The sequence below is a fragment of the Bacillus sp. L_1B0_5 genome (assembly GCF_000836715.1).
Classification (GTDB): Bacteria; Bacillota; Bacilli; order Bacillales; family Bacillaceae_G; genus Bacillus_A; species Bacillus_A thuringiensis_S.
The window spans coordinates 13,497-27,233 of sequence record NZ_JXIS01000001.1; the positions used below are offsets into that span (position 1 = coordinate 13,497).

The following is a 13,737-nucleotide window of genomic DNA, read 5'->3' on the forward strand; positions in this document are numbered from 1 at the left end:
AATGATAAATAAGATTGTTGTTTTATCATCGCTTCTAAACATATATACAATGAAAGTAACACTGGAATACAGATAGGGAGTTATAAAATGAAATTAATTATTGCCGAGAAACCAGATCAAGGTTTGGCTCTTGTTTCACAATTTAAATATCGCCGGAAAGATGGGTATTTAGAAGTAGAAGCGAATGAGTTATTTCCAAATGGAGCGTACTGTACATGGGCAATTGGTCATTTGACGCAGTTATGTAATCCAGAGCATTATCACGCAGAGTGGAAAAAATGGTCACTTAATACGTTACCGATGATTCCAGAGCGTTTTCAATTTGAAGTAACAAAGTCAAAGTATAAGCAATTTAACGTTGTGAAACAGCTGTTACATAATCCACAGGTAACAGAAATTATTCACGCAGGCGATGCTGGGCGTGAAGGGGAACTGATCGTACGAAATATTATTAATCTTTGTAACGTGCAAAAGCCGATGAAGCGTCTATGGATTTCGTCTTTAACGAAGCAAGCTATTTACCAAGGATTTAAAAATCTACTTGATGAATCAGATACAATTAATACGTATTACGAAGCATATACAAGATCTTGCGCTGACTGGGTTGTTGGTATGAATGCATCACGTGTCTTTAGTATTTTGCTAAAGAAAAAAGGAATGAATGATGTATTTTCTGCTGGTCGTGTCCAGACACCAACGTTAGCATTGATTGTAAAGCGAGAGAAAGAAATTGAAAACTTTAAGTCAGAGCCGTTTTGGGAAGTGTTCGCAACCTTTAATATAGAAGGAAAGAAATATGACGGGAAATGGGAAAAGGATAATGAATCCCGCTTAAAAGACCCTGATATGGCGAATAAAATTGCGGCATTTTGCCAAGGGAAACCGGCTGTTGTGAAGGAAATGAAAACGGAGCGTAAAGAGTTTCAGCCGCCGCTTTTATTTAACTTATCAGCACTGCAAGCGACAGCGAATAAAGCCTTTAAATTTTCACCGAAAAAAACGCTTGATATAACGCAAGCACTATATCAAAAAGGGATTGTTTCTTATCCACGTTCAGATTCTAACTATGTTACTCAAGGAGAAGCAGCGACGTTCCCTGATATTTTACAGAAGTTAAGTCAGTTTGATGAATATAAAGGTTTATTACCGGCTCCGGTTGAATCCATTATGAACAATAAGCGTTATGTGAATGAAAAGAAAGTTACAGATCACTACGCGATCATACCGACAGAGCAAGTTACAAATCCAAGCAAACTATCAGGTGATGAAAAGAAAATTTACGATATGATCGTAAGAAGACTAATTGCGGCGCATTATGAAGTAGCGATTTTTGACTATACAACGATTACAACTCTTGTAGATGAACGTGCTGAATTCATTTCAAAAGGAAAACAGCAAATTCAAGAAGGTTGGCGTAAAGTTATTTTCCAAGATGATAAAGATGACGAAACTATTCTTCCAATTGTAGCTGAAGGCGAAGAAGGAAAAGTTGTAAAGGTGAAAGTGAAAGAAGGAAAAACACAGCCACCGAAGCGCTATACAGAAGGACAACTTATTACGTTAATGAAAACAGCTGGTAAGTATTTAGAGAATGAAGAGCTGGAGAAAGTATTAAAGAAAACAGAAGGTTTAGGTACGGAAGCGACTCGCGCAGGTATTATTACGATGCTGAAAGACCGTAAATATATAGATGTGCAGAAAAACCAAGTGTATGCGACCGATAAAGGAAAAGTATTAATTACAGCAATCGGTGATAAAATACTCGCTTCACCAGAAATGACTGCAAAATGGGAGCAACGCCTTGCGGAAATCGGGGAAGGTACAGCTTCACCAGCTACATTTATGGAACAGACGAAAAAGCTATCAGCTAAAATTATTGAAGACGCAGTTGAAATGTCTGAGAAATGGGATTTCACTGGATTACATGTTGAATCGATTGAACGAAAAGGATCGAAATTTACAACAGGTAAAAAGGTTGGTAACTGTAAAAAATGTGATGGCGATGTAATTGATAAGTCAACGTTTTATGGTTGTTCTAACTATAATACAACGCAATGTGATTTCACCATTTCAAAGAAGATATTAAGTAAAACAATTTCGCAAAAGAATATGACAAAGCTCTTAAAAGATGAAAAGACTGATTTAATTAAAGGCTTTAAAAAGGGCGAGAAAACGTTTGATGCGAAATTAGAGTGGAAAGATAATAAGATTAATTTTGTATTTGAGAATTAATTTGTTAAAAGAGCATGACATAAAACTGTCATGCTCTTTTGTTTTTCTTTTATATAAGATTTAACGATAAAAAAAATCCTTTAAATAATAATTTTTTATTGTAAAACGATAAATTTTGTATTAAAATCAAAATCATAATAAATGAGTGAGGTGCTTTTGTTAAAAGGTAACAACCTTATTTTTAAAATTAGAGGAGGTATAACTATGAACATTAACAATTTGATTGTTAAAAATATGGATAACTCCCATGAGTTGGAGAAGATGTATAGAAAAGATCCGAAAGCTTTTAAAAAAGCATTCTCACAAGCATGGGACCAAAACCCTGATTCTCAAGTTCTAGGTGCTTGGTATGAAAGGTTGCATTTCAAGGAGAAAGTAAATAAAGAAAAAACATCTTTGTTTCAAAAAGGTTTCTTATTCATGGGCCTTTTAGCTATTCTGGCCGGCATAAGCACCAGGATCATTTTCCACTTTGTTGAGCAGGAAGCAATTGCTCCAATTAATTTGGCTTTTGGTGTAATTCCCTTTATTGCTGCTTATTTTGTTTACAATAATACTCCGAAAAAAAGTATTATTTATTCCCTTGCAGCGTTGTTCCTAATTTCCGGGATGTATCTTAATACGTTGCCATTAAATTATAAAGACAGTACCATTCTTGCTTATTTGCATCTTCCTATATTTTTATGGGTCTTAGTAGGGCTTGCGTTTACAGGAAATGAATATTCAAAAGGCAGTACAAGATTAGCCTATATAAAATTTAATTTAGAATATTGTCTTCTCTACGCCAGCATGGCAGTGAGCGGAATGATACTAGCAGTATTCACCATGCGTTTATTTAGCTTTGTTGACTTAGATATAGGAGAATTCTATTTTAGTAATGTTGTTTTATTTGGAGCAGCGGCTCTCGCTATTGTGGCTGCATACTTAGTATCAATGAATCTTAAGCTTGCTAAAAATATTACACCATACATATCTAAAATTTTTAGTCCTCTCGTCCTGATCACGTTGCTTATCTATCTTATAACGGTAATTTGGGTCGGGAAAAATCCGTTCTTGGATCGCAATTTCCTAATGGCTTTCAACGGAATACTCCTTGGTGTATTGGCTGTTACCATATTTTCTATCGTTGAAAGTGACTCGGACGAGAAAAAGAACATTTCAGATTATATAAATTTTTCCTTAATTGTTCTGGCGCTTATTATTGACACTGTCGCATTGTCAGCCATAGTATTTAGACTTTCTTCTTACGGGATTACGCCTAATAGACTTGCTGTTTTAGGAGTAAACGTACTGATTTGGGCAAATCTCATTTGGATTATGTTTTCCTATATGCATTTCTTGCAAAACAAATCAGGACCGACAGCTATCCAAGATGCCGTTACGAAGTATTTGCCAATATACGGACTTTGGGCAGCTTTCGTTATATTTACGTTCCCTATCATTTTTAATTAGAAAGGATTTGTTAATGTAACGAAAAGTAAATTTTCTATAGCATATAAAATTTTTAGTGCCGATTGATTTATAATTGGTATTATTACGTTTGTAGTTTCGGTAATTTCATTTGTATCGATAAATAAGAAATAAGTGTTGTATGTAATCTTTCCATAATAAAAAACGTCCCAAAATGGGACGTTTTTTATTATGCGTATTGCCGTTTTCTCTTAATAAGCAACAAAACTTGTGACACACAAGCTAGTACCGGTAACTCAATCAACGGTCCAATAACGAGTGCAAGTGCGATAAGAGGCTCGTCTGGAAAAGCTGTTACAGCGATAGCGAGTGCAACAGGTGAGTTTCTTGCTAACGTTGTTAAGCTTAGACTTACTGTATCTTTGTAAGATAAATGCATGATGCGTCCGATAAATTGTCCTAGTAAAAAATTAATGATGAAGAACAATAGAACAGGAACGAGTAATAATAAAACGACATTCATATTTTGCAGCAAATATTTACCTTGTGATGCAAACATCGCTACTATTGCTAAACTTAAAAATACAATTTGAGCAGAGCTGAAAAACGGAATGAGTTTATTCTCGAGAGTTTCAGCTTTTTTCATTTTATTCATAATGAATTTTGTAGCGTGTGCAAGTATAAATGGTAAGACGATTACGATAACAATACTTTCTACTAAAACAGAAACCGCTACAGTTTTCATGACACCAGCAAATAAAAATAAATAAATTGGAAGGAGTAGTACTTGCAAAATTAAATTTACCGGTAAAATTGCAGTAGAAAGTGCTACATTTCCTTTCGCTATTTCAGTAAAGATTAAGTACCAATCTGTGCATGGAGTAACCATTAACATTATAAATCCAACCCAAAGTGCTGGATGATCTGAAAGAAATAGTGCTCCTAATCCCCAAGCGAGTAAAGGTGTCCATAAGAAGTTAATAGTAAGACTTGTTCCAGCAAATTTTAAATTGCGAAATCCGTTTTTTATTTCTTTTAATGGGATGCTGAGGAATAATCCATATAGCATGAAAAATAAGAAGGGGACAATAAACTTGTCTGAATACGTATGTATCATATTTAATTGTCCGAGTACGATGCCGCATGTAACAGCAAAAAGAATAATAAAAGTTTGAATCTTTTCTATAGTGCTCATGAATAAATCCTTTCTATATATGAATTTTCCTCTCTAAGTTTATTATACAAGTAATAAAGATGTATTTGGTGTTCAATTGTATTTTAGTTAATATTTTTAAATTGAGATTTTGTTTTTTATTAAAAGTTACTTGACTAAAGTAAGTGACTATATTACAATAACTTACATAAGGTAATTAAATAACAAAAAGTTTCGGAGGCTTAACTTAAGGTATCTATTGGAACTTTTTCTTAGAATAAGAATTTTTATGATGATGAATAATGAATATGAAAAGAAAGATTAGGTGAAGAAAATGGGACTATTTAGTTCATTATTTGGTAAAAAAGAAGAAAATACGAATGTAGAGGGGAATAAAAAAATGTCAAAAGTATTATTTGTAAAAGCAAACGATCGTCCAGCGGAGCAAGCAGTTAGTTCAAAAATGTATGAAACATTTGTAAGTACTTATAAAGAAGCAAATCCAAATACAGAAATTACGGAATTAGATTTATTTGCATTAGATCTTCCTTATTACGGAAATATCGCGATTTCAGGTGGATATAAACGTAGCCAAGGCATGGAGTTAACAGCTGAAGAAGAGAAGGCGGTTGCTACAGTAGATCAATATTTAAATCAGTTTTTAGAAGCTGATAAGGTTGTATTTGCATTCCCATTATGGAACTTTACAGTACCAGCACCATTAATCACATATATTTCATACTTATCTCAAGCTGGAAAAACGTTTAAATATACAGCAAATGGTCCAGAAGGTTTAGTTGGTGGTAAGAAAGTAGTTGTGTTAGGTGCTCGTGGTTCAGATTACTCTTCAGAGCAAATGGCTCCTATGGAAATGGCAGTTAATTACGTAACAACTGTACTTGGATTCTGGGGAATTACAAATCCAGAGACAGTTGTAATTGAAGGACACAATCAATATCCAGATCGTTCACAACAAATTGTTGAAGAAGGTCTAGAAAACGTTAAAAAAGTAGCAGCGAAATTTTAATTTATGATAGTAAATGGAAAAACCAACATGGATGACCGTGTTGGTTTTTTAGTCTATTTTTCATGTTAAAAAATGTATATTTATAAAATAAAAGAAAAGTTCGAAAATAGTATTGCAAAATATTATATAGCAAACTATAATGAGTTCAAGAATAGTTGATACTTAAATTAAATATTCAGAAAATTCAATTAGTTAAAATTGGAAAATGAGATAAGGAAATTTGAATGGGGGTTATATTATGGCGAATAAAGTACCGTTTTCGTTCATAGTAGTTATTGGATTAATGTTATTTGCACTATTTTTTGGAGCAGGAAATTTAATTTTCCCAGCGATGCTTGGTCAATCAGCAGGAGAGAATGTATGGATTGCTAACGCTGGATTTTTAGTAACTGGTGTTGGATTACCATTACTAGGTGTACTAGCATTTGGTTTTTCAGGTAAAGATGATTTACAGTCATTAGCAAGTCGTGCTCACCCAGTGTTCGGGATTGTATTTACAACAGTCTTATACTTAGCGATCGGTCCGTTATTTGCAATACCGAGAACAGGAAATGTATCTTATGAAATTGGTCTTAAGCCGTTTATGCCAGAGGGAGTAGGTTCTACACCTTTAATTCTTTTCACAATTATATTCTTTAGCATCACTTGTTTTTTTTCGCTAAATCCCGCGAAAATTGTCGATATTGTTGGAAAAATTTTAACGCCAATTAAGTTGACTTTCATCGGTATTTTAGTAATCGTTGCTTTTATACATCCGATTGGAGATATGCAAGCACCAGTGGAAGCTTATACATCACATGCATTCTTTAAAGGATTCCAAGAAGGATACTTAACGATGGATACGCTTGCATCATTTGTATTCGGGATTATCATCATCAATGCTATTAAAGAAAAAGGTGCGAAAACGAAAACACAAATTATGGTCGTTTGTGCAAAAGCGACAATAATTGCAGCATCTATTTTAGCAATTATCTATACAGCTCTTTCTTATATGGGTGCTTCAAGTGTTGCAAAGCTTGGACATTTAGAGAACGGCGGAGAAGTATTAGCGAAAGTTTCTAACTACTATTTCGGATCATATGGCGGAGTATTATTAGGATTAATGATTACAGTAGCTTGTTTAACAACTAGTGTGGGACTTGTATCAGCATGTTCTTCATTCTTCCATAAGTTATTCCCAAATGTTCCTTACAAAGCAATTGCAATCACACTATGTGTATTTAGTGCAATTGTTGCAAACGTAGGATTAACACAGTTAATCGCAGTTTCTGTTCCAGTATTAACAGCAATTTATCCACTAGCAATCGTATTGATTTTCTTAACATTCTTCCATTCATTATTCAAAGGAAGAGCTGAAGTTTATCAAGTGAGCTTAATCGTAACATTTATCATCAGCTTATTCGATGGATTAAGTGCAGCTGGAGTTAACATTGAAGTAGTAAGCCAAGTGTTCACTAAATTCCTTCCGATGCAGGAAGTAGGATTAGGCTGGATCTTCCCAGCGATTATCGGTGGATTTATCGGATATGGCATTAGCGTTGTAAAAATGAAAAATCAAGTTCAACCAGCAACTAGAGCGGATAAGAAAATAGGTTAAATAAAAAAGTTATAGAACTTGTTTCTATAACTTTTTTTGTTACTATTAATAATGAGAAAAAATAAAGTAGTAGGGGAAATAAAATGAAAAAAACAATTGATCATATCGGAATCGCAGTTCGTGATATAGATAGTACTATACGTTTTTATGAACAGGTTCTATCAGGAGAATTAATAGATCGTTACGTAAGTGAGGCACCAGGTGTAGAAAGCGAAGTAGCCATTCTTGAAGTGGATGGAGATAGAATTGAATTACTTGCGCCGACAAATAACACCACTTCACCAATTGCCCGATTTATAAAACAAAAAGGTAAAGGTGTACATCACGTTGCGTATCGAGTAGATGATTTAGATGTAGCTTTAGAGGAATTGAAAGAACAAGGAATTCGAACGTTAGAGCATACACTGCGCATTAATAAGCACGGTAGAAGGTTAATTTATCTTAACCCAGCGGATACAGAAGGAACGATTATCGAGTATTGTGATTATCCGGAAGAGAAATAGAAGAAGGGTATTTTTAAAAAGGTGTTACGTAATAACGTAACACCTTTTTATTTATGTATTTCACATTTTCTTCACAAATGATTCACGATAACTTTTCTTTTTTAATAACTTACATAAATATATTTTATGATATAATAACAATCGGCTTTAAAAATGTAAGTTGTATCTATCATAATAGTTACTATTATATTGGAAGTTTAGAGGTGGAAGAGAAATAAAGAGTTATACTTTATAGAAATTTATATTTAATCAGGTTAATATTTCTACGGAGAATCAAACTTTGGAAGTTAAAGTAATGAAAATAGAGCAATGAGGAAGAGAGAAGTGAAATGAGTGTGAAAGTAATGAGAAGATTAGGGATATGGCTATTACTTGTGTGTGTGCTTATCATATTGATACCGCAAAGTGCATTTGCTCATGCGTACGTTGTGAAATCAAACCCTACTGAAAATGAAACATTGAAGAAAGCACCATCTGTTGTAAAAATCGAATTCGATGAGGACATACAAGTTTCAAGTTTTAATACATTGTACGTGAGAGATACATCAGGTAAAAGAGTCGATTTAAAAGATGCTCATATTGATAAAAAAAATAAAAAGCTATTAGAAGCTGGATTAAAAGACAATCTCAAAAATGGTCTTTACTCCATTCAGTGGAAAGCTATTTCAGCTGATGGACATCCAATTCAAGGGGTTATTCCATTCCGTATTGGATTAGCGGAAGCGGGAGCAGACGATGTACAAGTGGAAGAGATGGGGTATGTCCCGCAAATCGATATGATTATGGAACGGGGGATTCTATATACGAGTTTCTCGCTATTTTTAGGAGTTCTCTTCTTTAATCTTATTATGTATAAAGGGAATGCAACCTCGGTTCGATCAAGGAGTAAGAACATAATATGGATCTCCTTATTTGGGATATTTATTAGCTTGTTATTCAACCTACCATTGCAAGCAAAAATAAATGCTGATGTTTCGTGGCTAGAAGCATTCAACCCTTTACTATTAAAAGAAACATTACAGCTTTCTGTTTTTGGTTATATATGGATCACTCAAATGGTTCTCATTAGTACGCTTATAATTGTTACGTATTTTGCGGTGAAGCATGAGAAGTTTTCGTCGTTTAAAGTATGGAGTATTCCAATACTATTATTTATAGGGTTACTTGTTATGAAAGCATTTAATAGTCACGCATATGGTTTAAAGTTTAAAGAGATTGCTGTCGTTATGGATTTTCTACATTTATTCGCAGCTTCATTATGGGTTGGTGGTTTATCATCTATTATTCTTCTTTTACGTAAAGAGGATAACAAGTGGCATATGTATTGGGATATGATTAAGCGTTTTTCACCGTGGGCAACAGGTGCTGTCATCGTGATTTTAATAACAGGCCTTTTTAACAGTACATTTTTTATTCCAACAATCCACTCGTTATTTGATACGAAGTATGGATTGGCTTTATTAACAAAGATACTTTTATTCATTTTCATGGGGATATTGGGAATTATTCATTATGTGAAAGGGAGAATGCGAGCGCAGCAAGGATTAGGAGCTACGGTGAAAGTAGAGTTTGTCATTGGAAGTATTATTTTCGTAATCGTAGCTTTTATGACAAACGTACAAACACCACCGATGCCTCCTACTGGACCTTTTACAGAGAGTAAGCAATTAGATAATGGATATGAACTTACGCTAAATGTAAGTCCGAATAAGGTAGGACAAAATAAATTCCATATTACACTAAAGGATGAAAAGGGACAGCCTATTACTGATATGGAACAAATGATATTGACGACTCAATCATTAGATATGAACATGGGAAAAGGTTCATTTAAAGTTTCGGTAGTTTCACCGGGAGAATATGAAGCAGAAGGTATGTATATTAACATGACAGGAAACTGGAATATACATGTTCATGGATTAACAAAATCTCTTGATAGTTTCGATACAGATTTTAAATTTATTGTCGGTGGCAGATAAAAAGAAGCTATGTATGAAAAGGAGCTAATAGAAAATGAAACGTATAAAAAAATTAGGAACAACAATGATCGCAACAATTATTGCAATGGGAATTTTTTCGTTACCTGTTAGTGCGCACGTCACTGTAAAACCAGCAACTTCTGACATTGGTTCTTGGGAGACTTATACGATAAAAGTACCAGTTGAAAAAAATGTAGCAACGACAAAAGTTACACTGAAAATACCGTCTGGAGTAGAGTTCCAGCAGTATGAACCAGTGCCAGGATGGAAAATTGAGGAGCAAAAAGATACAGCCGGAAAAGTTAAAACTGTAGTATGGGAAGCGACAGGAGAAGGGATTTTAACTGGCCAGTTCCAGCGATTTACTTTCGTCGCTAAAAATCCGGATAAAGAGCAAAAAATAGCTTGGGACGCATATCAACAATATAAAGACGGAGAAATTGTTGAATGGACAGGTGATGAAAAAGCTGAAAAACCGCATTCACTTACTACAATTGCAAAAGGTACGTCATTAACAGGAGAACATGGTGAAGTGTCTAGTGTAGAAAAGAATGAAGGTGCTAGTAATATGCAATTGATAGCAATTATTTTATCTATTTTGGCGATTGTATCGTCGGTAAGTGCGTGTGTTTTTGTAGTACGTCGTAAAAAGTAAGACGTAAGAAAGAGCCTACAAACAGTAGGCTCTTTCTTACGTTTATTTCACTTCAACCCGCTGCCTTACAGCAAATGCTTTCGGTTTTATATTTACAAAACAAATGCTCACAACAATAAATAATAGCCCAATAAATAAGCTCATTGTAATGGCCTCATGTAAGAAAATTGAACTTACAATAATAGCAATTAGTGGAATGAGGAATGTATAAGCCCCAACTTTACTTGCTTCACCAGCTCCAACAAGTGTGAAGTATGCAAGCCACCCCATTGCAATAACAAAGAATGAAATAAAGAGAAGTACGCTAACAAATGGTATACTCCAAGCGATACTAGACCAGCTTTCAAACTCTGAACCAAATCCGATTAAGCAAAGGCCACCAATAATAAGCTGAAGTGTTACCATCCAAATGGCATTAACACGGTGACCAGTCTTCTTAATAAATACTGTGCCAAGTGCCCAGCCAATAGCGCATCCTAACGCGAGAAGGATTCCAATAATAGAAATATGTCCTGTTAAACTGCTAGAGCTAATAACACCTACACCAATAAATCCGAGAACAAGCCCGAAAATTTTCAAGCCGTACATTGATTCTTCAAGCCATATCCACGAGAAAATACCGAGTAAAACTGGTTGTAGAAATACAATGGCGGAAAATAACCCAGCAGGCATATATTGAAGGCCGACAGTTTGTAACCCGTAAAATATAATGATGTTAAGTAAAGAAGAAATAACGTATAAATGCCACGTTTCTTTTAAATGTAACTCTTTGTATTTCGGTAATGCGAACAGGAGTAAAATGAATCCTCCAATTAAAGTTCGAACGCCTGCAAATAAAACAGGTGGTGTATAATGCAGGGCAAACTTTGATAAAGGCCAATTGATTCCCCACATGAAAACGAGAAAGGTAAGGATTATGGCCGTCTTAGTTCGAGAAAGCTGTGTCACTGAAAGACCTCCTTGTTGTTATTCATTTCACTATGATATGATATCGACTGTAATAAATAAAATGAATCTTTTTTATAAGGAGTATAAGTGATTAGTTATGACCATTACACAACTGCAAGTATTAATAAAAACTGTTGAGTTAGGTAGTTTTACGAAGGCCGCCAGGGTATTAAATATGACGCAGCCAGCTGTTAGTCATGCGATTTCAAGTATTGAGTCAGAGTTAGGCGTTACTATTCTTATACGTGATAAACGAAAAGGGCTCCTCATTACGGATGTAGGAAACAGGATTCTTGTACATATTAGAGAGATTTTGAACGGTGTAGAGAAGATTGAACAAGAAGTTGCGATGGAGAAAGGACACGAAGTTGGGACGATTCGAATTGGTAGTTTTCCGAGTGCTTCTGCACATTTCTTACCCAAAATGATAAACCTTTTTAAGGAGAAGTATCCGAACTTAGAAGTAGTTCTTTGTGAAGGAACGATTAAAGAAGTTGAAGATTGGTTAGTATCGAGGGTTATTGATATAGGAATTGTTATTTTGCCTAATAAAGATATGGAGATTGTTCCATTAACGAAGGGGAAAATGGTTGCTATCTTAAGAGAGGATCATCCTCTCTGTAAGAAGGACTCTATTACCATTAGTGATTTAGAGAATGAACCAATCATATTATGTAAGGGCGGATACGAACCACCTATTATTGACATGTTTAAACAAGCAAACGTACCACTTCGGACTGAGTATGTAATTTCGACAGTTACTACAGCTTTAAATATGATTCAAGAAGGATTAGGCATTGCAATATTAGCTGAATTATCTTTAACAAATTTACCAAAAAATGTGCAAACGAGAGAATTGGAACCACAAGTATGGAGAGAAATTGCTTTAGCTGTTCCTTCATTAAAGGATTCTTCAATCGCTGTGCAGCTATTTATTGAAGAATTTCAAGCGCTATTTGCAGAATAAAAAGGGGTGTCTCATATATTATAATGGGACACTTTTTAATTTACTTATAAAAAAATCTATGAAAAGGATTGACTTATCTTTTTGTTGTAACTATAATGATTACAACAAGGTGGTGATTACGATGAAAATTAGTAGCCGCTTTTCTATAGCTGTTCATATTTTATCTATTTTAAAAAACAATCCATCTTCACTATGCACTTCAGACTTTATGGCTGAGAGTGTGAATACAAATCCAGTAGTCATTCGTAAAATTATGTCGTATTTGAAACAAGCTGGCTTTGTTTATGTAAATCGTGGACCAGGTGGCGCGGGATTACTAAAAGATTTACATGAAATCACATTGTTAGATGTGTATCATGCAGTGAATGTAGTAGAAGAAGACAAGCTATTTCACATTCACGAGCAACCAAATCCAGATTGTCCAATTGGGGCGAATATTCAAGCGGTGTTAGAAATTATTTTAATTCAAGCGCAATCCGCGATGGAAGAAGTTTTGAGAACTATTACGATGGGGCAATTGTTTGAAACTTTGCAAGAAAAAATGAATGCTTAAATAATATTTGTATTTTTTTGCCATTAATGTAACCGATTCAATTACAACGATGAAGGTAAGGTGTAAAAGTTATGACTGTAAAAATGAAAGTATACTCAGATTTTATATGTCCGTTTTGTTTTTTAGCAAAAGGTCCACTAGATGAGGTAGCGAAAGAGAAAGATGTAGAGATTGAATGGATGCCATTTGAATTACGTCCAAGTCCATATTCAAAAATTGATCCATGGAATGAGCCAGAAAAATTAGGTTCATGGGATGCTTTCATTCTTCCGACAGCGAAGAAATTAGGAATTGATATGCGCTTGCCACGTGTTTCACCACATCCATATACGCATTTAGCTTTCGAAGGATGTCAATTTGCGAAAGAACGTGGACTAGGTAATGAGTATCATCACCGCGTATTCACAGCATTTTTCCAAGAAGAGCAAAACATTGAAGATATTGATGTGTTAACAACATTAGCGGTAGAAGTAGGACTTCCTGAAGCAGAATTTAAAGATGCTTTAGTAACTCGTAAATATAAAGAAAAACATCAAGAAGCAATTCAGCACGCATATGATGAAGCAAAGATTATGGCTGTTCCAACTGTCATGATTGGAGATGAAGTCATTCAAGGACTTGCTAGTAAAGAAACACTAGAAAGGGTCATTGATAAAGAAATTGAAAAGGATAAAACAAATTCATTTGAAGGTATGTAATGTAATACTGATGGA

Annotated in this window: 12 protein-coding genes; 10 read left to right on the top strand and 2 right to left on the bottom strand. The window is 34.5% G+C overall.

Annotation, left to right across the window (positions count from 1 at the left end):
* The first annotated feature begins 87 nt into the window (after nucleotides 1–87).
* Together topB and RT27_RS00075 are read left to right on the top strand one after the other, a co-directional pair.
* On the top strand, nucleotides 88–2,232 hold the full coding sequence (gene topB, locus RT27_RS00070) for a DNA topoisomerase III (protein ID WP_043935007.1): 2,145 nt from the start codon (nucleotides 88–90) through the stop codon (nucleotides 2,230–2,232).
* A gap of 204 nt (nucleotides 2,233–2,436) precedes the next feature.
* Entirely contained in the window at nucleotides 2,437–3,684 is a 1,248-nt protein-coding gene (locus tag RT27_RS00075) for a DUF4153 domain-containing protein (RefSeq protein WP_043935008.1), read from the top strand.
* Between the two features lie 187 nt (nucleotides 3,685–3,871).
* On the opposite strand, the gene RT27_RS00080 is transcribed toward RT27_RS00075, so the two are convergent.
* Nucleotides 3,872–4,837 carry a bile acid:sodium symporter gene (locus tag RT27_RS00080; RefSeq protein WP_043935009.1) on the bottom strand — a complete coding sequence of 322 codons (966 nt, stop codon included), beginning with the start codon at nucleotides 4,835–4,837 and terminating at the stop codon, nucleotides 3,872–3,874.
* A gap of 292 nt (nucleotides 4,838–5,129) precedes the next feature.
* Between RT27_RS00080 and RT27_RS00085 the strand changes: the two genes are divergently transcribed.
* The 5 genes from RT27_RS00085 to RT27_RS00105 all read left to right on the top strand — a co-directional run bounded on the left by RT27_RS00085 (nucleotide 5,130) and on the right by RT27_RS00105 (nucleotide 10,556).
* A complete protein-coding gene (locus RT27_RS00085; RefSeq protein ID WP_000522528.1) occupies nucleotides 5,130–5,822 on the top strand; it encodes an FMN-dependent NADH-azoreductase in 693 nt (230 codons plus the stop codon).
* Nucleotides 5,823–6,060: 238 nt separating this feature from the next.
* The gene (brnQ, locus tag RT27_RS00090; RefSeq protein ID WP_029442011.1) at nucleotides 6,061–7,419 is read left to right on the top strand and encodes a branched-chain amino acid transport system II carrier protein; all 1,359 of its coding nucleotides are present in this window, start codon (nucleotides 6,061–6,063) and stop codon (nucleotides 7,417–7,419) included.
* A gap of 83 nt (nucleotides 7,420–7,502) precedes the next feature.
* Nucleotides 7,503–7,922, top strand: a complete 420-nt coding sequence (locus RT27_RS00095) for a VOC family protein (protein ID WP_000750855.1) — start codon at nucleotides 7,503–7,505, stop codon at nucleotides 7,920–7,922.
* Nucleotides 7,923–8,251: 329 nt separating this feature from the next.
* The gene (locus tag RT27_RS00100) at nucleotides 8,252–9,901 is read left to right on the top strand and encodes a copper resistance CopC/CopD family protein (protein ID WP_043935010.1); all 1,650 of its coding nucleotides are present in this window, start codon (nucleotides 8,252–8,254) and stop codon (nucleotides 9,899–9,901) included.
* 34 nt (nucleotides 9,902–9,935) lie between these two features.
* Nucleotides 9,936–10,556: a DUF1775 domain-containing protein gene (locus RT27_RS00105; protein ID WP_043935011.1), complete on the top strand. Its 621-nt coding sequence runs from the start codon at nucleotides 9,936–9,938 to the stop codon at nucleotides 10,554–10,556.
* A 42-nt stretch (nucleotides 10,557–10,598) separates the two neighbouring features.
* On the opposite strand, the gene RT27_RS00110 is transcribed toward RT27_RS00105, so the two are convergent.
* Complete coding sequence (locus RT27_RS00110) at nucleotides 10,599–11,504, bottom strand: DMT family transporter (protein WP_016082034.1); 906 nt, start codon at nucleotides 11,502–11,504, stop codon at nucleotides 10,599–10,601.
* Between the two features lie 97 nt (nucleotides 11,505–11,601).
* On the opposite strand from RT27_RS00110, the gene RT27_RS00115 reads away from it, so the two are divergent.
* The 3 genes from RT27_RS00115 to RT27_RS00125 all read left to right on the top strand — a co-directional run bounded on the left by RT27_RS00115 (nucleotide 11,602) and on the right by RT27_RS00125 (nucleotide 13,722).
* Nucleotides 11,602–12,471: a LysR family transcriptional regulator gene (locus RT27_RS00115; protein WP_043935012.1), complete on the top strand. Its 870-nt coding sequence runs from the start codon at nucleotides 11,602–11,604 to the stop codon at nucleotides 12,469–12,471.
* Nucleotides 12,472–12,592: 121 nt separating this feature from the next.
* On the top strand, nucleotides 12,593–13,024 hold the full coding sequence (locus tag RT27_RS00120) for an Rrf2 family transcriptional regulator (protein ID WP_043935013.1): 432 nt from the start codon (nucleotides 12,593–12,595) through the stop codon (nucleotides 13,022–13,024).
* Nucleotides 13,025–13,095: 71 nt separating this feature from the next.
* Nucleotides 13,096–13,722, top strand: coding sequence for a DsbA family oxidoreductase (locus RT27_RS00125; protein WP_043935014.1), 627 nt, complete (start codon nucleotides 13,096–13,098; stop codon nucleotides 13,720–13,722).
* Nucleotides 13,723–13,737 lie beyond the last annotated feature (15 nt).